Genomic DNA, 21850 nt, shown 5'->3' on the forward strand with positions numbered 1-21850 from the left:
TAATGCCAGTCAGTTAAGCCTGACTGGCATTGTTTTTACTAGGTTTTCTCGTCGCATACTTCTGTGGTTTGGCTTTGATGCACCTTGGGTAACTTCGTTCTCGGCGGGCGGGTAACTTGAACTGCTCTGCCTGTTTGTCCAACTCAGCGACACGCCCTGGAACCATGCCCGGTGACACAAACGGCAGGCAACTGAGTTCATGCAGCAGATACACCGATGCCATGTGAAAGCTCAACTGGCTGGCCGTATAGCCCTTTAAGCTCGCCGCCATCCTAACCATCTGATATCTCAGTAGGTTATAGGCCAATACCAAGCCCCATAGCTCCTGCCTTACTCCATCGGGTTTCTTGCTGCGCAGCGTCAGCCGGTGCTGTTGCAGGCTATGTTTCATCTCCCGATAGCCCAGCTCGATTTCCCAGCGATTCTGGTATAGCTCCATCAACTCGCTGGCCGGGAAGCGCAGCGGGTCGGTGAGCGAGGTCAGCACCTGCCGCTCCTTGCCGTTTACCGTCCGGGTCAGCAGCCGGGCTTCGAACTGCTCCGGCAACTCGCTCCACTTCTTCTTGGCCTGCGGACTGGCACTGAGGCGTACCAGCACATCCTGCCGCCCCAGCTTGCGGATGACCTCGTATTGAGCCCCCTTTTTCAGCGGAATAAGCCAGTGACGCGCTACGCCCTGGCGTTGCCAGGCATGGAGTAACCCCAGTGAGTAGAAGCCCTTATCGAACAGGGTCAGGCTATTATCGGGTGTTTTTTCAATCAGTTGCTCTGCCAACACCATCTCGTTTACCGCACAGGAGTCCATCACTGTCTGGGTCAGCAGATGACTGGTCAGCTCCATCTGACACAACATGCGGACCTGGGGATATTGCGTCTCCCCCTGGACGGTTTTCGACTTGGCAAAGGCGCCGGCATTGTCCGGAGTATCGGGCGTGCGCCAGACCACCCCGTCCACGGCCAGCAGCTGCAAGCCGGCCCAGGTGGGGTGCTGACACTGCTGATGCCAGAGTGTGGCGGTCTGCTGGAACACCTGTCGAACGGCTTGGTCAGCCAGTTTTTGGCGCGCCTGGATGAAGGCGCTGGGGACGACAAACGGCCGGTCGCCGGGTAACAGGATATCGAGCTGGTTGGCCAGCTGGGCCATAGGGACATGACGAAACAAGGACATCCCGATAATGGCCCATAGCACCCGCTCCATGGGCATGCGCCGTCGGCGCAAGGAGACGGAGCCCGTCTCGGCCAAGCAAGCCTGCACCAGTTCAGGTGACAGCAGGTCAGACAGGGACTCAAACTTTCCGGGAGGACAGGCGTGAATGAAGTCGAGAGCTTGGTCGATACGCATAAAAAAATCCGAAACCCAACAAGGAGTTTCGGATTCTTACACAGCCTGAGGATCGGTCAATGGATCCTTAACTGATCGGCATTAACCCGGGAGGGTGGCTTTTTTCATGCTGCCCGAGAGGCTTTTTCAAGCGGGTTCGATGGCCAGTACCTGACATTGCGGTTCTTTTATCTGAAATCGCACGTTCACATCGAACAATCTGACACCGTACACCTTGTCATCCGGCTTGCCCTTCTTGTAAGCAGGGCGGGGATCCTGGGCCAGCACCTCCCTCACCAGTTCACGCAGCTCCGGGTGGGCCTTGAGCCAGGGGGCGAGCTGCTGCTCGGCCTGGGCGCTGAAGCTCACCGCCAGCGGCGGGGTGGGGGCATCGGGGGCGAAACCACCACGGGCGTGGGGCAGGCTGTCGGCATAGGGGACATAGGGCTTGATGTCGACGACGGGGGTGCCGTCGAGCAAGTCCACGGCGCCCAGCTCGAGCCAGAGCTTGCCGCGCTCACGTCCCACCCCGTGCAGCTCGACCACGGAGAGGCCAAGGGGGTTGGGGCGGAAGGTGGAGCGGGTGGCAAAGACCCCGACCCGCTCGTTGCCGCCGAGGCGCGGCGGGCGCACCGTCGGGTGCCAGCCCTGATCCATGGTCTGGTGAAACACGAAGCTGATCCAGAGATGGGAGAATTGCTCGATGCCGCGCAGCACATCGGGCTGATCGTAGGGAGGAAGCAGTTCGAGGCGGGCGCGAGCCGCGCTGACCAGACCGGGCTGGCGGGGTATGGCGAACTTCTCCTTGTAGGGAGAGCGGATGATCCCTAGGGTATCGATATCGAACTTCATGGCGGATCCTGGCTGAAAACCCGGGCAATGTAGCACAGGCACGCCGAAAACGCAGGGGGAGTACCAGGACGCGGCCCCTGTGATCCCGATCCCAGACCCGGTGCCAGGGGGCTGTGTCCTGGTGCCAACTTGCGTAGGGTGGGGCGGCAAAAGGGGTGGCGGGGGAGCGGACAAGGAATCTGCTGCCCGCACCATGACGATATGCCTGGCGGCATCAGGGCGTGTGCTCACCATGCCAGGCCATGGCCGTTTCGGCTGCCCGTGGAGGGGCTGCAAGGAGAGGGCGCCATAGAGGAGAGACAGGGATGAAATTGTTGATTATCGGCGGCACCGGCTTTCTGGGTCGCCACCTGACCACGCTGGCCCTGGATTGGGGGCACGAGGTGACGCTGTTCAATCGCGGCCACCGCCAGCACCCGGATTGGCGGGAGCTGACCCAGCTTCACGGAGACAGAGACGGGGACCTGGCCCCCTTGCGGGGCGAGGGGCGGCACTGGGATCTGGTCATCGACACCTGCTGCTATCGCCCCGAACAGGCCGAAGGGCTCTCTGACGCCCTGCTGGGGCGCTGCGATCGGCTCATCTTCATCTCCACCATCAGTGTCTATCGCGATTTTTCCCAACCCGGCATGGATGAGTCGGCCCCCCTGCACGAGATGGCAGGAACGCCCACCGACTACGGCCCCCTCAAGGTGCTGTGCGAGTCGGTGTATCGCGCCCGCTGGGGAGATCGCCTGTGCACCCTGCGCCCCGGCGTGCTCTGCGGCCCCTTTGACCCGACCGCTCGTCTTGCCTGGTGGGTGAGGCGGGTGCAGCGGGGCGGGCCCTGGCTCTTGCCGGGGCTGGGGGAGGACAGGCTGCAATACCTGGATGTGCGCGACTGTGCCGAGTTCGTGCTGCGGGCTGCCGAGCAGCGACTCGCTGGGTGCTTCAACCTGATCAAGCCCGGCATCGCACTGAACGACTGGGTGGAGCGCCTCGCTGCCCGGCTGACGCCAGTGACCCCCTTGCAGCTCGAGTGGGCTCCCTGGCGTGACCTGATGGCGGCAGGGGTGGCGCCCTGGCAAAGCTATCCCACGCTGCTGCCAAACGAGCTGCCGGAGTATGCTGGGTATGGCACCATCAGCGCCGAGGCCGCCATCGTCCATGGGCTGAACTTTCGCCCCCTGGAGGAGACGGTTGACGATCTGGTGGTATGGCTTGCCAGCAACCCCCGGGGGCCGCTGCCGGGCATGACCCCTGATGAGGAACAGGCCTTGCGACGACGGGGGGCGCTTCCCCTGTCATCGAATGCGTACTAGCTGACATCATAAAGAAGAGGGCACCCTGGGGTGCCCTCTTCTCATGTGGGGTGTTCATCCATGACGGGCGCTCAGCGCAGCACCGCACCCGCCTCGGCCAGCAGGGGCCTCAGCACACTGCGATGGCAGCGGGACTCCTGTTCGCAGTAGCACCCCACCGAGAAATGGGTGGTGTGGGAGAGGGCGGCCAGCAGGGCCAGATCGTGCCTCGCGGCCGGGGCGGCCATCTCAGCCTTGTACTGCTTGCAGAAGGCGGTCCACCGGGCCGGGGTGTCGGCAGTCTGACCGAGTTTCATGGTCTCGGCGCTGGGGGCCAGATTGGGGAACCAGACGTCGTACCAATCCAGGCTGGCGAACGCCGCTTTGGGCACGCCGCGAGGGGGGCGACGCACGGTGCCGATGCGAAGCCCCTCATCCTCGAGGCGGAGGCTGCCGAGTCGCACGATGGCGATCGCCATGGCAGGACTTACTTCTCTTCGGCCACTTTCAGCGCCTGGCCGTAGCAGATCACCTGCTTCAGGCAGCCGGGCACGTCGCTGAACTCGGCGCACTTGTCGAAGCTGACGCCGTTGCCCCCCATGTCCGCCACGCGGCGGCGGGCCAGGGTACGGGCTTCACCGGCATTGGGCACCGCCTGATTGGCATCGCTCTGGCAGGATTCCCCCTCGACGGTGCCGAGATAGAGGTAGTTGAGGTCGGCGAGCTCGCTCTGCTCGTAGATCCGCACGCTCCCCGGCTTGAAGTACTCGTCGAAGTTTTCCTTGTCCAGATTGCTGTTGAAGGCGAAGTCGGCGCAACCGGAGGCAATCAGGGGCATCATCAGGATCAGGCGTTTCATATCGGCATCTTGTTGGGTGGCGAGTGGGTCATTATAGGGGGCAGTCGCCGATGGCGACCAGCCCCATTTTTAGCCATATCAATGGATTGTAGCGAGACGACCCCGGATCAGGCGGGGGCCAGTCGCCGGTGCAGGCTGCGGTAGTGATCATCTTCCAGCAGCTCCTGGTGGGGGGCACACAGACGGATGCGACCCTCTTCCATCAGGGCTACCCTGTCCATCCGTTCCAGCCCCAGCAGGCGGTGGGAGATGAGCAGCAGGGTGCGATCCGCCCCCAGGGTCAGCAGCAGATCCATGATCTCCCGTTCGGTCTGGGTATCGAGCCCTTCGGTGGGCTCGTCCAGCAGCCAGAGCGGTGCATCGTGGAGCAGGGCGCGGGCGATGCCGATGCGGCGGCGCTCCCCGCCGGAGAGCGGACGCCCGCCATCCCCGAGCCAGGCATCCAGCCCCTGTTCGGCCTGCTCACCCTCATCGCACAGCAGAGTCCCGAGCCCCACCTGGGTGAGTACCTCGATGAGCCGTTCGTCGCTGGCTCCGGGGGCGGCCAGGGTGAGGTTGCCACGCAGGGTATCGGCAAACAGGTGGACCCGCTGGCTCACCACGGAGCAGGAGGCGCGCAGCGCCTCTTCGCTGTAATCGGTGAGGGGCTTGCCATCGAGCAGGATCTCCCCCGATAGGGCCGTCCACTCCCGGGTCAGCAACCCCATCAGGGTGGACTTGCCACAGCCGGTCTGCCCCAGCAGCGCCAGCTTCTCTCCGGCATGCAGTTGCAGGGTGCACCCTTGCAGCACGGGTGCATCCTGGCCTGGATAGGTGAAATACAGGTCGCTTATCTGCACGGCACCCCGGGCAGCGGGGGCTTGCTGTGCTCCCCACTCCGGCGCCTTGGCCTCTTGCAGGATCTCGTTGAGACGGCGGGCGGAGGTGAGGCTGGTGGAGAGGTGCTGGAAGGCACCGGCCAGCGGCAGCAGCGCCTCGAAGCTCGCCAGGGTAGCGAACACCATGAGTGCCGTGATGGGGTCAGGGGCACTGCCACCGACGCCGTGACCGGCCAGCCAGAGCATCAGGGTCAGAGTCCAGCCGCTCAGCAACTGCACCGAGAAGGCGGCCAGGCCGCTGACGCGGGCCATGCGGGCCTGGGCCCGGATCAGGGCCTGCTCCGCCTGCTGCAATCCGGTGAGCGCCTCGGGAGCGGCGGCGAACATCTGCAGTTCGGCCTGGCCGTCCAGATAGTCCACCATGCGGGTGCGCAGGTTGGACTTCTCGGCGATGAGCTGGCGGCCCGGCGCGCGCCCGGCAAAATAGAAGACCAGGGGCAAGGCCAGCATGCCAAAGAGCAGAATGGCTCCCAGCGTCAGCGCCAGGCGACCATCGAAGAAGGAGAGGAAGAAGACCAGCCCGGCGCAGCTCAGCAGGGCCGCCCCAATGGGGGTGATGAGGCGCAGATAGACGTGATCCATGGCATCGATGTCGGCCACCAGACGGTTGAGCAGGTCAGCCTGGCGAAAACCGGCAAGGGAGCCGGGGGAGAGAGGGGAGAGCTTTTGCCAGAACCAGACCCGCAGCCGGGTCAGCACCCGGAAGGTGGCGTCGTGGCTCACGACCCGCTCGCCCCAGCGACTGGCGGTGCGCACGATGGAGAAGAAACGCACGCCCCCCGCAGGGGTCATGTAGTTGAAGGTGTCTCGGGTGGCGACCGCCAGCCCGGCGACGGCGGCGGCGGAGAGGAACCAGCCGGAGAGGGAGAGCAGGCCCATGCCGGCCACCAGGGTGACCAGGGCCAGCAGCAGGCCGATGGAGAGGCTGAGCCAGTGCTGGCGATAAAGGCGCAGGAACGGCAATAGATCAGTCATCGAGAGAGTCTCCGAAACCTTGGGATTGCGACAGGAGGCGGGCGAAGGGGCCCTGGGCCTCGCCGAGTGCGGCAAAACGTCCCTGCTCCACCAGCTTGCCGTGCGCCAGCACCAGGATGTTGTCCATCTGGCTGAGCTGATCGAGGCGGTGGGTGATCATCAGCAGGGTCTGACCTTGTGCGGCCTGTTCGAGGGCGCTCATGACGGCTCGCTCAGAATGGCGATCCAGGCTGGCAGTGGGTTCATCCAGCACCATCATCTGGGTCGTCTTGAGCAGGGTACGGGCAAGGGCGATGCGCTGGGCCTGGCCGACGGAGAGGCCGCCTGCCTGATCCCCGACCCGATAGTCCAGCCCTTTCTCGTTGACGAACTCCCAGGCCTGGGCGCGCTTGAGCGCGGATTCCAGCTCGGCGTCGCTGGCGGATGGTCTGGCCAGAAGCAGGTTGTCCCGCAGGGAGCTGTGGAAGAGTTGGGGATTCTGGGAGAGCCAGCCTAGCTGCTGGCGCCACTGGCTGATGTCCATGGTACGAAGTTCCACTCCGTTGACGCACAGGGAACCGCGATAGGGGGCAAAACCGAGCAGGGCATTGACCAGGGAGCTCTTGCCCGCGCCGCTGATGCCGACCAGGGCGGTGCGCGTGCCGGCTTCCAGCGTGAAATCGAGGGGACCGACCAGCACCTTGCCCTCGGCGCTCAGCACTTCCAGGCTGCGGGCTTCTACCTTGACGGGGCCATCCGCATGGAAGGGGAGCGTCCCGGAGGCGGGTTCGCTCACGTCGGCCTCGAGAAATTCCAGCAGTTGTTCGGCGGCGCCAATGGCCTGTGCCTTGGCGTGATAGTGGGCACCGAGTTCCCGCAGCGGCGCGTAGAACTCGGGGGCGAGGAAGAGCACGAACAGGCCGGTAAAGAGGGTGACCTTGACACCATAGCTGCCAAAGTTGAGGTGATCGATGTAGGAGAAACCGAAGTAGACGGCCACCAGGGCCACCGCGATGGCGGCGAAGAACTCCAGCACGGCCGTGCTCAGGAAGGCGAGGCGCAGCACCTCCATGGTGCGCTCGCGAAAATCTTCCGATGCATCGCGGATGGCCTCCCCTTCCGCCCGGGTACGCATGAAAAGCTGCAGGGTGCGCAGTCCCTTCAGGCGATCGAGGAAGTGGCCTGAGAGGCGCGCCAGCGACTGGAAGTTGCGGCGGTTGGCATCGGCGGCACCCACCCCCACCAGGATCATGAAGAGAGGAATGAGGGGGGCCGTGCCGAGCAGAATGAGGCCCGCCGCCCAGTTGACCGGGAACACGGAGACCAGGATCACCAGGGGAATAAAGACGGCGATGGCCATCTGGGGCAGATAGCGGGAGAAGAAGTCCTGCATCTCTTCGATCTGCTCGAGCAGCAGGCTGGCCCAGCTACCGGCGGGACGACGCTGGATATAAGCAGGGCCGAGCCTGGCGAGGCGGGTGAGCACCAGCTCGCGGATGGCCTGGCGCACCGCACTGCCCGCCTTGAAACTCGCCACCTCGCGGCCATAGGCCAGGGCCGCCTTGGTCAGGGTCACCAGCAACAGACTGATGAAGAGGGGGGCGGAGTGCTTCGGCGTGGAGCCTTCGATGATGAAACCGTGAATCAGGGTCGCCAGCAACCAGGCCTGCATCACCATCAGGACGCCCTGACCCAGCCCGAAGGCGATGGAGATGCCGATCCAGCGCCGACCATGGCCCGATTGTTTGCGCAACCAGCCATAGAGATGTTTCTGTCTGTTCTTGTCCATTACCACCCTCCTCAAACGAGTGGCGCAAGACTATCGTCGCCCCCACGGCTTGGCAACCTTGCAGAACCGGGCGGAGGAACATCATTGTGTGAAAAATCGGCTTCATGCTCATTAGTTGGCCGAACAGCTTGATTTATGGCAAAAAATGCGAGGTCGGTGATTGCGCTCGGCGGCAAAATGCATATAGTAGAGGCCACTGACGCGGGTGTAGTTCAATGGTAGAACGGTAGCTTCCCAAGCTGCATACGTGGGTTCGATTCCCATCACCCGCTCCACATTCCAGATAGCGGCACGCGCCGTTGTCCATATCAGCCAGATGGCTGTCTGTCGTGGGGATTCCCCATCACACCAAGCAAGTTTTGATGCCTAGCGGGCATCGTATAATGGCTATTACCTCAGCCTTCCAAGCTGATGATGCGGGTTCGATTCCCGCTGCCCGCTCCAGTCTTCACACAAAAAGCCCACTCCTGCGAGTGGGCTTTTTGTTGTCTGTTTTTTGATGCCGGCGAGAGTGCCAGAGCGGCCAAGCTGAAAGGCGCAGACATGGAAAAGGCGCCACAGGGCGCCTTTTCAACTCGGGAGTGGGGAGGATTACTCCTGCTCCAGCTCGCCGCAGAAGCGATAGCCTTCGCCATGGATGGTGGCGATGATCTCCGGGGTGTCGCCCACGCTCTCGAAGTGCTTGCGAATACGGCGGATGGTCACGTCCACGGTGCGGTCGTGGGGCTTGAGTTCGCGGCCCGTCATCTTCTTGAGCAGCTCGGCACGGGTCTGGATCTGGCCCGGGTTCTCGCAGAAATGCAGCATGGCGCGGAACTCGGAGCGGGGCAGCTTGAACATGTCGCCAGCCGGGCTGACCAGGGCGCGGCTGTTGATGTCCAGGGCCCAGCCATTGAACAGATAACGTTCCACCAGCTTCTTCTCTTCGCCACCGGCGGCCACGTTCATGGTGCGGCTCAGCAGGTTGCGGGCACGGATGGTCAGTTCACGGGGGTTGAACGGCTTGGTGATGTAGTCATCTGCGCCGATCTCCAGCCCCAGGATCTTGTCCACTTCGTTGTCGCGACCGGTCAGGAACATCAGGGCGATGTTGTCATCTTCACGCAACTCGCGCGCCAGCAGCAGGCCGTTCTTGCCCGGCAGGTTGATGTCCATGATCACCAGGTTGATGGTGTGGCTGGTCAGGGCCTGGTGCATCTCGTCACCGTTGTTGGCTTCGAGCACGATGTAGCCTTCGGCTTCGAAGATGCTCTTGAGGGTGTTGCGGGTGACCAGCTCGTCTTCGACGATCAGAATATGTGGTGTTTGCATGAGTATTCCCAGATTCTTATCAGTTAATTATCGAAATTTTAACACTCTTTGGCGTTATCCGACCGGTCCTGAAAATTTATTACGTCATCCTGGGTATGAATATCAGGTCGAATCATCGCGAATTTGGTAACTATGTCGGCAAGCATCCCTGTGCCGTACATGGGCTCTCAACAAGTCTGAACAAGAGAAGCCCGGAGAGGTAGTCCATTACAAAAGTTGCTGCATTTTATCAGTTAACAGGCGCATAACAACACTCTTTGCCGTCAGATAGCAACTTTTTAACTCAGCTTTGATATAAGTCAATCCCCGAGTTCGCTGCATCATACTTGGGCTGACCCGCTTTTTCGCCCTTAATAAATGTAATGGGATGTAACATGTGGTTGACATGACTTTGTGGGAAAACTACAGAAAAGTGTGCTTCATCGCCCCCTTTGCGCCTCCCTGCTGCCCAGCCTATGCCATTGTCACGGCCTGGAACCCGGCCAGCCGGTGGGTGGGGCTGCGCCGCAATGCCCGTCGCCAGCGAGCCCTTGTCCGGCAAGTGGGCGAGTGTCCCGTCATGGGAGAGGTCTGGGGGAGCGATGAGGATGAGCGCTGGCAGGAGGCGTCGCTGTTGTTGCCGCTTTCGCTGCCAGAGGCGATCCGGCTGGCCGCCCGATTTGGCCAGAATGCCCTCTATTGGGTGCGTGAAGGAGAGCTCTGGCTGGTGCCCGTGTTGCTGGAAGGGCCGCCCTGTCATCTGGGGGCGCTTGCGTCCCGCTGGCGGTTCAGGCCTTCGGGCTGACATGGCCCCCCGCCATCCGGACAGGGCACCCGGCCGGTGGATTGTCAGCGCCCCGACATGATGAAAGAATGAGCGGACACATTTCACTCCATGGAAGGATGATGATCATGCTGGACCTGCTGCCCGACCTTTGCGATGAACATGGCGATGCCCTTAGGGTCGCTGACCCCCTGTTTCAGGACTATGGCGGCAAGGCGCTGTTTTACGGCGAGGCCGTGACCCTCTCCTGCTTTGAAGACAACAGCCTGGTGCGTGAGCTGGTCAATCGTCCCGGCCATGGCAAGGTGATGGTGATCGACGGGGGCGGCTCCCTGCGTCGGGCGCTGCTCGGGGATCAGCTGGCCATCAAGGCGGTGGAGCAGGGGTGGGAGGGGATCCTCATCAATGGTGCCGTGCGGGATGTGGGGACGTTGGCGACCCTGGCGCTGGGGGTCAAGGCCCTGGCCCCCTGCCCGGTCAAGACAGAGAAACGGGGCCTGGGCACGCTGGACACCGTGGTCTCTTTTGCCGGTGTGACCATAGCGCCCGGCGACTATGTCTACGCCGACCTCAACGGTGTGCTGGTGAGCGGCGCCAGGCTCCTCTGAACCTCAGAAGTTGAAGCCCACTCCCAGAGTGAGAAAGTGTTCCGTGCTGAAGGCACTGAGTCCGTAGTTGGCGGTCAGCGCGAGCTGGGGCGTCAGCAGCAGGCTGCTGTTGAGCTCAACCAGGGTGCTGGCCTTGCTCACCCCCAGCTGCTTGAGCTGGCTGCCGATGTTGAGTGACGGGGAGAGGCGATAGCGCACCCCTGAGCTGATATTGAACCCGGCCTGCCCGCTTTGGGGGCCGATGGCGGGGCCGGCCTCCATGTAGAGGCTGATGTCATCCTGAAGCGGGTATTGGTAGCCGGTATTGATGAGCCAGAGGTCGAAGTTGTCGCCAAGATGGCTCTGGTTGCCGAGCAGTACGCCGGAATAGCTTTTGACGTAGAGCGGGTTGTCCGATTCGGTCTGGAGAAAACTCCAGTCGGCGGCCTGAGCCGAAAAGACGAGGCTGGATGCCATGGCGATGACGAGAGACTTGACCATTCGTTTCCCCTCCCTGGGTCCGAACAGGACTACAAGCATGGCACATGCCAGCGGGGAGTAAAGGGAACCCCGATCACAATAAAAGAGTTTTGATTGACGCCGCAGTCATGGTACACAGGCCCCTCACTCCGTGTCGTTACGACACGCGCCATCACGAGGTGAACTGATGAACCACAAACTGATCCTGCTGGCCGCTCTGGCCCTGGGAGGCTGCGCCATGACTACGGGTTCCACGCTGGCACAATTGCAGGCATCGACCTGGCAACTGCAAGGGGCGAGCGGTGATACCTTCACCCTGCAGGTCGCCGGTGACAAGGTGGCGGGCAAGGGCGGCTGCAACCGCTACTTTGGCGGCATCACAGAGCAGGGTGACGGCGTGTTGACGCTGGGCGCCATGGGTTCGACGCGCATGATGTGTGCGGGGGATCTGGCCGGCAAGGAAATGAACTACCTGCAGACCCTGGAGAAGGTGGCGAGTTTCCAGATCAGCGGCAAACAGCTGGTGCTAAAGGATGCCGACAAGGCCACCTTGCTGACCTTTGACGCCGTGAAATAAGCCGGGATCTCGTCAAAGGCTGTCGCAGGCGACCCCTGCGCCAGCGTGCAGGAGAATGTGAAAAGGGACGCAATAGCGTCCCTTTTTGTGCCTGATGCCGGGTCATCCCCCTCGCTGGAAGCGAAACCGCTTCTTGCGCCGGTAGGGATAGACATCCTCGAACATCCCCTCCTTGATGTTGCTCTGCAGCATCTTCCAGTAGTTGGCATCGAAGAGCTCCTTGTGCAACTGCATCATGATCTCCCGTACCTGGGGTTTTTGCAGCAGGAAGGTGGCGAACTCCTCCGGGAAGATGTCGTTGGGTGCCACCGAATACCAGGGTTCGGCGCTCCACTCGTCCTCCGGGTAGCGCGGCGGCGGGATCTGGCGGAAGTTGCACTCCGTCATATAGCAGATCTCGTCGTAGTCATAGAAGACCACCCTGCCGTGGCGAGTCACCCCGAAGTTCTTGAACAGCATGTCGCCGGGGAAGATGTTGGCCGCCGCGAGCTGGCGGATGGCGTTGCCGTACTCCTCCAGGGCGAGGCGGGTCTGCTGTTCGTCCGCCTGATCCAGATAGAGGTTCAGGGGGATCATCTTGCGCTCGGTGTAGAGGTGTTTGATCACCAGCTTGTCGGCGGTGAGGGTAAGCGCAGAGGGCGCCACCGCCTTGAGCTCGGCCAACAGCTCCGGCGAGATGCGATCGAGGGGAAACTCGAAGTTGGTGAACTCCTGGGTATCTGCCATGCGGCCCACTCTATCGTGCTGTTTTACCAGCCGGTATTTCTCCTTCACCTGCTCGTGGCTCACCTCCTTGGGCGGGGTGAACTCGTCTTTTATCACCTTGAACACCACATCGTAGGAGGGGAGGGTGAACACGCTCATCACCATCCCCTTGATGCCGGGCGCAATGACGAACTGCTCCCGGCTCTGGGCCAGGTGCTGCTGGTAGTGACGATAGAGCTCGGTCTTGCCGTGTTTCTGGCAGCCGATGGCGTTGTATATTTCATAGTCCGGTTTGCGGGGCATGATCTGGCGAAGGAAGGCCACAAAGAGCGCCGGTACCGGGGCATAAACCATGAAGTAGGCGCGGGCGAAGCCGAACACGATGGAGGCCAGCTCCGGCTCGAAGATGACGGTGTCCACATAGATGCTCTGACCGGTGCTGAGCAGGGGCAGGATGAAGGGATAGACTTCTCCCTTCACCCGGATGAGCCCCACCAGATAGGCTCCCTTGTTGCGATAGAACACTTCCCTGAGCAGCTCGATGGCGAAGGGCTCCTCGTGCAGGATGGCCGGGCCGCTCTCTGCCAGATGGCGGTGGATGTCCATGATGTCCCGCTGCTTGTCTTCGAAAGGGAGGGTGAAGCTGTAATCTCCGAGCAACTGGCTCAGGGTCTGGGGCAGGTGGGAGAGATCGGTGCGATAGATACGCAGCAAGGATCCCAGATCAGGCTTGTCACCCCGGCTCACGAAGGGGTGGATATAAAGGTTCTCGTCGCGGATGTTGCGATGGCGGAAGATGCGGCGATAGACGGAATTGAAGAAGGACTCCGCCACCTCGAAGTTCTCGCAGCGGGGCAGGAGATCGCTGAAGGCGCCTTTCACCTGCTTGAGCAGGGCCTGGGTCGGCAGCTGCTCCCCCATCATCTGTTTGATCTGCGCCGTGGTGGCGCCGACATGGTGATCATAGAGGCGGATGCGCTCTCGACCGGCGAGCTGCACCCCCAGCCAGTCGCTGTTCTCGAAACGGCTCTTGCTGCCCTGGGTTATCTCGAGAAAGCGGCTGTAAAACGACTCAAAACGTTGCAGGATCGTCTCGGCGACCGCCTGCTCCAATGGCTGCTGCATCTCTCTCTTCCTTGTGATCTGTCGGGCCCATGGCGTCAGTGCCCTGAGGCGGCGGACTCGCGTCCAAGGCCACTATGGCAACATCCAAACATCTGTTCAAGTGGCAATATTTCGGGATAAACGGTAGATTGCGCCCCTGTTTTGCCGACGGTTCGCCGCAGTTCGCGGCGTCGGCCTCATCCTGGAGAGAACCCGATGAAACTCTATTTTGTGCTGGTGTCGCCAGCCCGTGCCGCCAACGTGGGGGCTGCTGCTCGCGCCATGAAGACCATGGGCTTCGACGCCATGCGACTGGTGGGGAGCCGGGTGCACGAAGAGGAGGAGGCGAGCTGGGTTGCCCACGGGGCGCAGGAGATCCTGACGGATGCGCAAGCCTTCGACACCCTGGAAGAGGCCCTGGCGGACATGGATCTGGTGGTCGCCACCACCGCCCGGCAGCGCGGCCGCTACCAGCACTACCTCACCCCGGCGGACATTCGCGACCAGATCCGGGCCAAGCCCTCCCTCGAGAAGGTGGCCATCGTGTTTGGCTGCGAGGAGTCCGGACTCTCCAACGAACAGCTTGCTCAGGTGGATCTCATCAGCTACCTGCCTCTCAAGGTCTCATACCCGTCCCTGAACCTGGGTCAGGCGATCATGCTGTATGCCTATGAGCTGAGTCCGCTGCTCGATGACCAGAAAGTGAGCGACGAGCAGGACGTAGCAGAAAATTTCGAGAGTGCCGGGCAGGTTCGCGTGCTGAAATCAAAAACAGCAGAATTGCTTGGTGAAATCGGAGTTTCGCAGGATGAAAAACTGCATCAATGGGTGATGGACCGAGTGCCCATGCTGCCGCAGCGGGATCTCAATATGCTACATCTGCTCTGCAAAGACCTTGCCCGCAAGTTTGGCAAGGAGGTTTAGGTTGACAGCCCCTCGCCGGGCGCGGTATTGCTAACAACCAGATTCGTTCAAGAGTGTTCGTCATGCAGCTATTCACCAACATCATCACCACCACCATTATTACCGGTACCACCACAGGTGGCACTGGGGCCGGTTGATGCGCTGACGAACAAGCACAGAAATCAGAAAAAGGCCCGTACCCACCCAGTACGGGCCTTTTTTGTTGGATTGTTTTTAGACCAATTAGCAGATCAATTTGCAGGGAATACAGGGAGATAGCGATGAGAGTGTTGAAATTTGGCGGGTCGTCACTGGCCGACGCAGAGCGTTTCTTGCGGGTTGCCGATATCGCGGTGAATACCCATGGCCAATCCCAGGTGGCCCTGGTGCTGTCGGCACCGGCCAAGGTGACCAATCACCTGGTCGCCCTGGTGGAACAGACCAGTCGCGGCATGGATGCAAGCAGTACCCTGTTCGAGATCAACGGCATCTTCTCCCGCCTGCTGGCCGGCTTGAAGGCCGCCTATCCCGCGCTGGATGACAAGGCGCTGCAGGCTCGTTTGACCAGCGAACTGGATCAGGTCGAGCGGCTGATGCAGGGTATCCGTCTGCTGGGGCTGTGCCCGGACAACGTCCAGGCCCGCATCCTGAGCCGTGGCGAGAACCTCTCCATCGCCTTCATGCACGAGCTCTTGCGGGTGCGCGGCCTCGAGCTGGATCTCATCGTGCCCGAGCAGTTGCTGGTCACCGATGGCGGCTACCTCGAAGCCCATGTGGACATCGAAGCCTCCCGGGTGCGCTTCGCCGCCAAGGGCCTGCGCTCTGATTGTCTCTACCTGATGCCGGGCTTCACCGGTGGCAGCGACAAGGGCGAGACCGTGCTGCTGGGCCGCAACGGCTCCGACTATTCCGCAGCCGTCTTGGCCGCCTGTGTCGATGCCGAGTGCTGCGAGATCTGGACCGACGTGGAGGGCTGCTACAACTGCGACCCGCGCCTGGTACCGGATGCCTACCTGCTCAAAACCCTCTCCTATAAAGAGGCGATGGAGCTCTCCTACTTCGGTGCCAAGGTGCTGCACCCGAAGACCATCGCCCCCGTGGCCCAGTTCCACATTCCCTGCCTCATCAAGAACAGCTTCAACCCTCAGGGTCCGGGTACCCTCATCGGGGTCGATCAGGGGAATGACGATCTGAAGGTGAAGGCCATCTCGGATCTCTCCGGCATGTGCATGTTCAATGTCTCCGGTCCCGGCATGAAGGGGATGGTGGGCATGGCCGGTCGCATCTTCTCCGCCGTCTCCCGCGCCGGGGTCAGCATCGTGCTGATCACCCAGTCGTCCTCCGAGTACAGCGTCAGCTTCTGTATCCACAGCTACGACAGCGACAAGACCCGCAAGGTGCTGGAGCGCGAGTTCGAGCTGGAGTTCAAGAACCAGTTGCTGGACCCGCTCGAGATCATGACCGATCTGGCCATCATCTCCCTCATCGGTGACGGCATGCGCACCTCCAAGGGGATGGCGGCGCGCTTCTTCACCTCCCTGGCCCAGGCCTCCATCAACATCGTCGCCATCGCGCAAGGGTCGAGCGAGCGCTCCATCTCCGCGGTCGTGCGCTCCGGCAAGGTGGCGGAAGCCATCAAGGCGTGCCACCAGAACTTCTTTGGCAGCCAGCAGTTCATCGATCTCTTCGTGGTCGGGGTGGGCGGCGTCGGTGCGGCCCTGGTGGATCAGATTGCCCGCCAGCAGCCGGTACTGGCCGAGCAGGGCACCGGCCTGCGAGTAGTAGGTATCGCCAACAGCCGTCAGATGGCGGTCAACAAGGATGGTCTGGCCCTCGCCAACTGGCGTGAACAGCTGGTGGAAGCACAAGGCAGTTTCAGCCTGGAGGCGGTGAAGAAGCTGGTGGAAGAGAGCCACCTCATCAACCCGGTGATCGTCGATTGCACCTCGAGCGAAGCCGTGGCCGTCCAGTACGCCGACTTCCTCGGGGCCGGTTTCCACGTGGTCACCCCGAACAAGAAGGCCAACACCGGGTCGCTCGATTACTACAAGGCGCTGCGTCGCACCGCCCGCCAGACCCGCCGCAAGTTCCTGTACGAGACCAACGTGGGCGCTGGCCTGCCGGTCATCGAGAACCTGCAAAACCTCATCAAGGCCGGCGACAAGCTGCGCGCCTTCGACGGCATCCTGTCCGGGTCGCTCTCCTTCATCTTCGGCAAGCTGGACGAGGGGATGGCCTTCTCCGAGGCTACCCAGATCGCCCGCGGCAACGGCTTCACCGAGCCGGATCCCCGCGATGACCTGAATGGCATGGACGTGGCTCGCAAGCTCCTGATCCTGGCCCGCGAGGCCGGCATGGCGCTGGAGCTCTCCGATGTGGAGGTGGAGCAGGCACTGCCGCCGGGCTTTGACGTGAGCGGCGACGTGGAAGCCTTCATGGCCCGCCTGCCCGAGGCCGACGGCTGGTTCCGCGACCAGTTCGCGGCGGCCCAGCGTGAAGGCAAGGTGCTGCGTTACGTCGGCTCCATCGAGGGTGGCAAGTGCAAGGTGGCCATCAAGGCGGTGGGTGGCGACGAGCCCCTGTTCAAGGTAAAAGACGGGGAGAACGCGCTCGCCTTCTTCTCCACCTATTACCAGCCCATCCCCCTGGTACTGCGCGGCTATGGCGCAGGGACCGAAGTGACCGCCGCCGGTGTCTTCGCCGACGTGCTGCGCACACAGAACTGGAAGCAGGAGCTGTAACATGAGTTCAGAGATGAACCCGAATGTAGAAATCGGCGGCAGCGTGGTGGCCTATGCCCCGGCCTCCAGCGCCAACCTGAGCGTGGGTTTTGACGTCCTGGGGGCAGCGCTCGCCCCCGTGGATGGCTCCCTGCTGGGGGATCGCGTCCAGGTCAAATCGGCAGAGGTGCCTTTCGCTCTCTCTTCCGTGGGCCGTTACGCCCACAAGTTGCCGGACGACCCGAAAAAGAACATCCTCCACGACTGCTGGGTCGCCTATGGCGAGGCGCTCGAGAAGCGCGGCCTGGGTCTCAAGCCACTGGAAATGGTGCTGGAGAAGAACCTGCCGGTGGGCTCGGGTCTGGGATCGAGCGCCTGCAGCGTGGTGGCGGCGCTGGAAGGGCTCAACGCCTTCCACGGCGCGCCCCTGAATGAACACGACCTGCTGCTGCTGATGGGGGAGATGGAAGGGAAGATCTCCGGCTCCGTCCATTACGACAACGTGGCGCCCTGTTATCTGGGCGGCATGCAACTGGTGCTGGAGGAGGGGGGCGTCATCAGCCAGGGCATCCCGGTGTTTGACGAGTGGTACTGGGTGGTCTGCTACCCGGGCACCGTGGTCTCCACCGCCGCCGCCCGCGCCATCCTGCCGGCCCAGTATCGCCGCCAGGACTGCCTCACCTATGGCCGCCGGCTGGCCGCCTTTGTGCATGCCAGCTACAGCCGCCAGGAAGGGCTGGCCGCCAGCGTCCTGAAAGACGTGATCGCCGAGCCTTATCGCGCGGCCCTGATTGAAGGTTTCAACGAGGTGCGGGCCCAGGGGGCCCAGAACGGGGCGCTGGCCACCGGCATCTCGGGGTCCGGTCCCACCGTGTTCGTGGTGATGAAGGATCTGGCCCAGGCCGAACGCATGAAAGAGTGGATGGAAGCGCACTTTGTGCGCAATGAAGATGGATTTGCCCGGGTCTGCAAACTGGACATGGCCGGGGCACGGGTAACAGGAAGCGAGCTATGAATCTTTACAACATCAAGGACAAGAGTGAACAGGTGAGCTTCGCCCAGGCGGTGCGTCAGGGGTTGGGCCGCGAGCAGGGGCTGTTCTTCCCAGAGACCCTGGCGCCGCTGGCCGACGTGGATGCCCTGCTGGATCTGCCGCTGGTCGAGCGCTCGGCCCGCATCCTGAGCCACCTGCTGGGTGACGAAGTGCCGGCTGCCAAGGTGAGCGAGCTTATCGACGCCGCTTTCACCTTCCCGGCGCCCCTGGTGAAGCTCAAAGATGGCACCTATGCCCTGGAGCTGTTCCATGGCCCGACCCTGGCGTTCAAGGATTTCGGCGGCCGCTTCATGGCCCAGTGTCTGGCTGCGTTCAGAACCAATGACAAGATCACCATCCTCACCGCCACCTCCGGCGACACCGGTGCCGCCGTGGCCCACGCCTTCTATGGCCTGGAGGGGATTGAAGTGGTGATCCTCTACCCCAAGGGCAAGATAAGCCCCTTGCAGGAGGCGCTCTTCTGCACCTTAGGCGGCAACATCCGCACCCTCGCCATCGACGGTGACTTCGATGCCTGCCAGGCGCTGGTCAAGGATGCCTTCGACGATGAAGGGCTCAAGACCGCCATCGGCCTCAACTCCGCCAACTCCATCAATATCAGCCGCCTGCTGGCCCAGGTCTGCTACTACTTCGAAGCCGTGGCCCAGTTGCCGAAAGCCGATCGCGCCAAGGCGGTCATCAGCGTGCCGTCCGGCAACTTTGGCAACCTCACCGCGGGTCTCATCGCCAAGGCGCTGGGGCTGCCGGTGAAGCGCTTTATCGCCGCCACCAACGCCAACGACACCGTGCCGCGCTACCTGAAAACCGGCCAGTGGGAGCCGCACCAGACAGTCGCGACCCTGTCGAACGCCATGGACGTGAGCCGCCCCAACAACTGGCCGCGCGTGGAAGAGCTGTGCCGTCGCAAGGGCTGGGCGCTGGAAACCTTGGGCTCAGGGATGCGTGACGATGCCCAGACCCGCGATGCGCTCAAACGCCTCCATCAGCTGGATTACCTGTGCGAGCCCCACGGGGCGATTGCCTGGGATCTGCTGAACGAGCAGCTTGGGCAAGACGAGGTCGGTGTGTTCCTCTGCACCGCCCATCCGGCCAAGTTCAAGGAGTCGGTGGACGAGATCCTGAATCTGGATGTACCGCTGCCGGGCCCGCTCGCCAAGCACGCCGCGCTGCCGCTCCTGTCCCACGATCTGCCCGCCGACTTTGGCCGCCTCAAGGCCTTCCTGCTCGGTTAAGCCGTCATGAGACGCTGACGATCCCCCGCTTTTTCACGAAAGCGGGGGATTTTTTATGTCCGGTATTGATGTCCGGTATTGGGCGGGTAGCCCGCCCAGATCCCCCTGAAACAAGGAGCACGGCATGAGCCCGCATCCCCTTCGCACCCTGATCGAGACCTGTGACGCCGCCATCTCCCGGCGCGACTTCGAGGCCCTGATGGCCTTCTACGCCGAAGACGCCGCCCTGGTGATCAAACCCGGCATGGTGGTGCGCGGCATTCCCGCCATCCGCCGCGCCTTCACTGCCATCTCCGATTACTTTGACGGCCAGCTTGAGGTGACCCAGGGGGCCATGGAGGTGATCGAGGGGGCCGACAACGCCCTGGTGATCATGGAGACCCGGCTGCGCTACCCGGGCGGAGAGGGGTGGATCGATGAAACCCGGCGCGCCACCTATGTGTTTCGCAAAGAGCCCGGCGGGCAGTGGCGCTGCACGGTGGACAACTCCTACGGCACCACGCTGCTGGGAGCGCAGCAGCCTGGCGATCGGCCTGCAACTGACTAGCGCAGTCACACTGGCTCGGCTAGCCAGATTGAGTAGCAAGAGCCAAGCCATGCAGGCCGGAGAACCCGAGCCGCACGCAGGGCGCCGCTCTGCCTGGGAGGGGGCATCACAGCGCTGCCCAAGGCGCAACTCCCCGTTTTGGCTGTGCCTCACAACCTGCTGTCAGAAAGTGCGCTGACAGTGATTGCTGCGACGTTTTTACGAATCTGGTTTGCACTTTCGTTGTTATGTTCGCCCCTGGCAGCACAACCCTGTAGGCGGGTCATTTCCAGCCCCCCGTGGCCCGTTGACCCGGTCTGCCGTGGCTGCTAATCAGGGTGACACCCTTCATGGACGAGCAGAGCCGCAGATGCCTCGACGGCGCGGCTTATCGACAACAACACCACAGTGCAGGGAGCAGACCATCATGTGGCCGTACCGAAAAATAGTGACCCAGTCCCTCAAAACCCCCTGATGATCGCCAGGATCATCTTTTACTTCGCCCTGATATTACTGTTGCCGCTGCCGTTTATGGTGTCCGCAGACACCGTCCTGGCAGAAATCGGGCGCACTTATTACGCCCTGTTCTCATTGCCCATCGCTATGGTGCTGATGCTGATATCGAGCCTGATGGCCATCCTCATTGCCATGGTGGAGTCGCGCAACCAGCAGCCACCCCAGGGACGGTGGTAAGAAGATCCCTGTCTTTCAAGCCATCCAATAAAAAACCATCCCGGGCGGGATGGTTTTTGGACTTCCAAATTGGGACACCCACCTTTTTTTTGGCCCTGAAACATGGACCTGCCATCCGTCAAAAAGGTGGGTGTCCCAGATTTCATATTTCTTGTTTTCCGAAGTGTGAGGGCGAGAATTTATTATGTCGATACAACATCTAAGGAAGGTGCGAATAAGTCATATGGCACGAGAGCATTTACTGGTAACCCATTGATATTAAATGACTAAAATTTTCATTTTTTGTTCGTGGGATACTTGTTCGCACTTTCCCTAGTAGATCAGCGCTGAACGAAGTAAGGTATAAAAAATTGCCAAGAAGGTGACTTTTATTTGACAGCTATTTATTCGCGACAATTTAATTTGCCTGTTAAGATATCTGTCTATCGTCTATCCCACGCTACCGCCCCTGGATTACAGCTTCCAATATGCTCCATCGACCAGCGGGCGGGGCCCGGATGGTGCTGTAGGCGCCGAATGGCCAGCATATCCTCAAGCCTCATACGCAAACCAGTCAAAAGTTGACGCAACCGCAAGGAAGCGCTGGATTTTTGCGCCAGCTCAACAATTGAAGTGAAGGCGCCGGGTGGCCGGAGGGAGGGGCTGGAAGGGGGTTGTCGAAGAGGAAGGGGTATTTTGTTGTCACGGGGAGGGGGGACTATAGTGCAGCGAGGCGAGGGTGCCTCGTTTGGCCCGCGTGAGTGGGGGCCAATCACAATGGATAGAACGATGGGAGTGTGACATATGAAGCGGATCCTGATGGTATTGAGTCTATGTGTGACGGTCATGGGCATGGGAATGGGGGTAGCCCAGAGCGCGACCTCTGGCGCGCAGCAAGAGTGCGAGGCCCAGGCGGCGGTGAAGAAGCTGGCGGGCGCCGCCAAGACCAGCTTTGTGGGCAAGTGCGTCAAGGATGCCTCCGCCAGTGCCAAGGCAAGCCAGTGTGAGAAAGCGGCCGCCGACAAGAAGCTGGCTGGCGCGGCCAAGAACAGCTTCGTGCAAAAGTGCCTGAAGACGGACGGGGCCGCTGACAAGGCGACCCAGTGCGAGAAGGCGGCGGCGGACAAGAAGCTCGCCGGGGCGGCCAAGAACAGCTTTATCCAGAAGTGCGTGAAAACCGCCTGAGCCGGTGAGGCTCTGACACCAACGCTGGTTGAGGCAGTGACGAGAAAGGGGCCCTGGGGCCCCTTTCTCTGTTGTGATGGGTGGTGGGGGCAGCTCTC

At 61.8% G+C, this 21850-nt stretch carries 20 protein-coding genes, 2 tRNA genes and 1 other annotated feature; of the genes, 13 read left to right on the forward strand and 9 right to left on the reverse strand.

What is annotated here, in order from left to right:
• Positions 1-13: 13 nt before the first annotated feature.
• Positions 14-1342 carry an IS4 family transposase gene (locus AB5Y64_RS11215; RefSeq protein WP_053288733.1) on the reverse strand — a complete coding sequence of 443 codons (1329 nt, stop codon included), beginning with the start codon at positions 1340-1342 and terminating at the stop codon, positions 14-16.
• A gap of 126 nt (positions 1343-1468) precedes the next feature.
• Positions 1469-2173 (reverse strand): tRNA (N6-threonylcarbamoyladenosine(37)-N6)-methyltransferase TrmO, encoded by a 705-nt coding sequence (gene tsaA, locus AB5Y64_RS11220; protein ID WP_041214760.1) that lies wholly within the window; start codon positions 2171-2173, stop codon positions 1469-1471.
• A 305-nt stretch (positions 2174-2478) separates the two neighbouring features.
• Here tsaA and AB5Y64_RS11225 point away from each other — a divergent pair, with 305 nt between their 5' ends.
• Positions 2479-3474, forward strand: a complete 996-nt coding sequence (locus AB5Y64_RS11225) for an NAD-dependent epimerase/dehydratase family protein (RefSeq protein WP_368203801.1) — start codon at positions 2479-2481, stop codon at positions 3472-3474.
• A 71-nt stretch (positions 3475-3545) separates the two neighbouring features.
• Here the strand turns inward: AB5Y64_RS11225 and AB5Y64_RS11230 are convergent, their stop codons facing one another.
• From AB5Y64_RS11230 to cydD, 4 genes are all read right to left on the reverse strand, one after another.
• On the reverse strand, positions 3546-3932 hold the full coding sequence (locus tag AB5Y64_RS11230) for a DUF488 domain-containing protein (protein WP_368203803.1): 387 nt from the start codon (positions 3930-3932) through the stop codon (positions 3546-3548).
• An 8-nt stretch (positions 3933-3940) separates the two neighbouring features.
• Positions 3941-4312, reverse strand: a complete 372-nt coding sequence (rcsF, locus tag AB5Y64_RS11235) for an Rcs stress response system protein RcsF (protein WP_010673578.1) — start codon at positions 4310-4312, stop codon at positions 3941-3943.
• A 107-nt stretch (positions 4313-4419) separates the two neighbouring features.
• Entirely contained in the window at positions 4420-6165 is a 1746-nt protein-coding gene (gene cydC, locus AB5Y64_RS11240) for a cysteine/glutathione ABC transporter ATP-binding protein/permease CydC (protein ID WP_171865648.1), read from the reverse strand.
• A complete protein-coding gene (gene cydD / locus AB5Y64_RS11245; RefSeq protein WP_368203805.1) occupies positions 6158-7933 on the reverse strand; it encodes a cysteine/glutathione ABC transporter permease/ATP-binding protein CydD in 1776 nt (591 codons plus the stop codon). The genes cydC and cydD overlap by 8 nt, the downstream gene beginning before the upstream one ends.
• 201 nt (positions 7934-8134) lie before the next feature.
• Between cydD and AB5Y64_RS11250 the strand changes: the two genes are divergently transcribed.
• Both AB5Y64_RS11250 and AB5Y64_RS11255 read left to right on the forward strand, forming a co-directional pair.
• Positions 8135-8208, forward strand: a tRNA-Gly gene (locus AB5Y64_RS11250).
• 94 nt (positions 8209-8302) lie between these two features.
• Positions 8303-8377: transfer RNA gene (locus AB5Y64_RS11255), tRNA-Gly, on the forward strand.
• Positions 8378-8524: 147 nt separating this feature from the next.
• On the opposite strand, the gene arcA is transcribed toward AB5Y64_RS11255, so the two are convergent.
• Positions 8525-9244 carry a two-component system response regulator ArcA gene (arcA, locus tag AB5Y64_RS11260; protein WP_010673581.1) on the reverse strand — a complete coding sequence of 240 codons (720 nt, stop codon included), beginning with the start codon at positions 9242-9244 and terminating at the stop codon, positions 8525-8527.
• Positions 9245-9629: 385 nt separating this feature from the next.
• Between arcA and AB5Y64_RS11265 the strand changes: the two genes are divergently transcribed.
• Positions 9630-10028 (forward strand): DUF3293 domain-containing protein, encoded by a 399-nt coding sequence (locus AB5Y64_RS11265; RefSeq protein WP_368203808.1) that lies wholly within the window; start codon positions 9630-9632, stop codon positions 10026-10028.
• A 107-nt stretch (positions 10029-10135) separates the two neighbouring features.
• Complete coding sequence (locus tag AB5Y64_RS11270) at positions 10136-10615, forward strand: putative 4-hydroxy-4-methyl-2-oxoglutarate aldolase (protein WP_104455996.1); 480 nt, start codon at positions 10136-10138, stop codon at positions 10613-10615.
• Positions 10616-10618: 3 nt separating this feature from the next.
• Here the strand turns inward: AB5Y64_RS11270 and AB5Y64_RS11275 are convergent, their stop codons facing one another.
• Positions 10619-11095 (reverse strand): hypothetical protein, encoded by a 477-nt coding sequence (locus AB5Y64_RS11275; RefSeq protein WP_104454508.1) that lies wholly within the window; start codon positions 11093-11095, stop codon positions 10619-10621.
• A gap of 166 nt (positions 11096-11261) precedes the next feature.
• Here AB5Y64_RS11275 and AB5Y64_RS11280 point away from each other — a divergent pair, with 166 nt between their 5' ends.
• Positions 11262-11651, forward strand: a complete 390-nt coding sequence (locus AB5Y64_RS11280; protein ID WP_104454507.1) for an META domain-containing protein — start codon at positions 11262-11264, stop codon at positions 11649-11651.
• 102 nt (positions 11652-11753) lie between these two features.
• Here AB5Y64_RS11280 and aceK read toward each other — a convergent pair whose 3' ends face one another.
• A complete protein-coding gene (gene aceK / locus AB5Y64_RS11285; protein WP_104454506.1) occupies positions 11754-13481 on the reverse strand; it encodes a bifunctional isocitrate dehydrogenase kinase/phosphatase in 1728 nt (575 codons plus the stop codon).
• A gap of 195 nt (positions 13482-13676) precedes the next feature.
• Between aceK and AB5Y64_RS11290 the strand changes: the two genes are divergently transcribed.
• From AB5Y64_RS11290 to AB5Y64_RS11320, 7 genes are all read left to right on the forward strand, one after another.
• Positions 13677-14384 carry a tRNA/rRNA methyltransferase gene (locus AB5Y64_RS11290; protein ID WP_042878886.1) on the forward strand — a complete coding sequence of 236 codons (708 nt, stop codon included), beginning with the start codon at positions 13677-13679 and terminating at the stop codon, positions 14382-14384.
• A gap of 72 nt (positions 14385-14456) precedes the next feature.
• Positions 14457-14587, forward strand: a sequence feature (Thr leader region).
• Positions 14588-14644: 57 nt separating this feature from the next.
• Positions 14645-17104, forward strand: a complete 2460-nt coding sequence (thrA, locus tag AB5Y64_RS11295; RefSeq protein WP_368203812.1) for a bifunctional aspartate kinase/homoserine dehydrogenase I — start codon at positions 14645-14647, stop codon at positions 17102-17104.
• A gap of 1 nt (position 17105) precedes the next feature.
• Entirely contained in the window at positions 17106-18098 is a 993-nt protein-coding gene (gene thrB / locus AB5Y64_RS11300; protein WP_029314022.1) for a homoserine kinase, read from the forward strand.
• Positions 18095-19369 (forward strand): threonine synthase, encoded by a 1275-nt coding sequence (thrC, locus tag AB5Y64_RS11305; RefSeq protein ID WP_103244495.1) that lies wholly within the window; start codon positions 18095-18097, stop codon positions 19367-19369. Before thrB ends, thrC begins: the two co-directional genes overlap by 4 nt.
• Positions 19370-19493: 124 nt before the next feature.
• Positions 19494-19916, forward strand: coding sequence for a DUF4440 domain-containing protein (locus tag AB5Y64_RS11310; protein ID WP_103244496.1), 423 nt, complete (start codon positions 19494-19496; stop codon positions 19914-19916).
• Between the two features lie 453 nt (positions 19917-20369).
• Entirely contained in the window at positions 20370-20588 is a 219-nt protein-coding gene (locus AB5Y64_RS11315) for a hypothetical protein (RefSeq protein ID WP_233721005.1), read from the forward strand.
• A 783-nt stretch (positions 20589-21371) separates the two neighbouring features.
• Positions 21372-21752: a hypothetical protein gene (locus tag AB5Y64_RS11320; protein WP_049636634.1), complete on the forward strand. Its 381-nt coding sequence runs from the start codon at positions 21372-21374 to the stop codon at positions 21750-21752.
• The last annotated feature ends 98 nt before the right edge of the window (positions 21753-21850 follow it).

This window comes from Aeromonas sp. R5-1 (assembly GCF_040908265.1).
Taxonomy (GTDB): domain Bacteria; phylum Pseudomonadota; class Gammaproteobacteria; order Enterobacterales; family Aeromonadaceae; genus Aeromonas; species Aeromonas caviae.

What these genes read in the sequence shown, in the direction of transcription:
- AB5Y64_RS11320 (WP_049636634.1), top strand. Translation starts at nt 21,372, where the DNA reads ATGAAGCGGATCCTGATGGTATTGAGTCTATGTGTGACGGTCATGGGC.
- AB5Y64_RS11270 (WP_104455996.1), top strand. Translation starts at nt 10,136, where the DNA reads ATGCTGGACCTGCTGCCCGACCTTTGCGATGAACATGGCGATGCCCTT.
- AB5Y64_RS11225 (WP_368203801.1), top strand. Translation starts at nt 2,479, where the DNA reads ATGAAATTGTTGATTATCGGCGGCACCGGCTTTCTGGGTCGCCACCTG.
- cydD (WP_368203805.1), bottom strand. Translation starts at nt 7,933, where the DNA reads ATGGACAAGAACAGACAGAAACATCTCTATGGCTGGTTGCGCAAACAA.
- AB5Y64_RS11265 (WP_368203808.1), top strand. Translation starts at nt 9,630, where the DNA reads ATGACTTTGTGGGAAAACTACAGAAAAGTGTGCTTCATCGCCCCCTTT.
- tsaA (WP_041214760.1), bottom strand. Translation starts at nt 2,173, where the DNA reads ATGAAGTTCGATATCGATACCCTAGGGATCATCCGCTCTCCCTACAAG.
- AB5Y64_RS11310 (WP_103244496.1), top strand. Translation starts at nt 19,494, where the DNA reads ATGAGCCCGCATCCCCTTCGCACCCTGATCGAGACCTGTGACGCCGCC.
- thrB (WP_029314022.1), top strand. Translation starts at nt 17,106, where the DNA reads ATGAGTTCAGAGATGAACCCGAATGTAGAAATCGGCGGCAGCGTGGTG.
- thrC (WP_103244495.1), top strand. Translation starts at nt 18,095, where the DNA reads ATGAATCTTTACAACATCAAGGACAAGAGTGAACAGGTGAGCTTCGCC.
- AB5Y64_RS11215 (WP_053288733.1), bottom strand. Translation starts at nt 1,342, where the DNA reads ATGCGTATCGACCAAGCTCTCGACTTCATTCACGCCTGTCCTCCCGGA.
- AB5Y64_RS11315 (WP_233721005.1), top strand. Translation starts at nt 20,370, where the DNA reads ATGATCGCCAGGATCATCTTTTACTTCGCCCTGATATTACTGTTGCCG.
- arcA (WP_010673581.1), bottom strand. Translation starts at nt 9,244, where the DNA reads ATGCAAACACCACATATTCTGATCGTCGAAGACGAGCTGGTCACCCGC.
- aceK (WP_104454506.1), bottom strand. Translation starts at nt 13,481, where the DNA reads ATGCAGCAGCCATTGGAGCAGGCGGTCGCCGAGACGATCCTGCAACGT.
- AB5Y64_RS11275 (WP_104454508.1), bottom strand. Translation starts at nt 11,095, where the DNA reads ATGGTCAAGTCTCTCGTCATCGCCATGGCATCCAGCCTCGTCTTTTCG.
- AB5Y64_RS11290 (WP_042878886.1), top strand. Translation starts at nt 13,677, where the DNA reads ATGAAACTCTATTTTGTGCTGGTGTCGCCAGCCCGTGCCGCCAACGTG.
- AB5Y64_RS11280 (WP_104454507.1), top strand. Translation starts at nt 11,262, where the DNA reads ATGAACCACAAACTGATCCTGCTGGCCGCTCTGGCCCTGGGAGGCTGC.
- cydC (WP_171865648.1), bottom strand. Translation starts at nt 6,165, where the DNA reads ATGACTGATCTATTGCCGTTCCTGCGCCTTTATCGCCAGCACTGGCTC.
- rcsF (WP_010673578.1), bottom strand. Translation starts at nt 4,312, where the DNA reads ATGAAACGCCTGATCCTGATGATGCCCCTGATTGCCTCCGGTTGCGCC.
- AB5Y64_RS11230 (WP_368203803.1), bottom strand. Translation starts at nt 3,932, where the DNA reads ATGGCGATCGCCATCGTGCGACTCGGCAGCCTCCGCCTCGAGGATGAG.
- thrA (WP_368203812.1), top strand. Translation starts at nt 14,645, where the DNA reads ATGAGAGTGTTGAAATTTGGCGGGTCGTCACTGGCCGACGCAGAGCGT.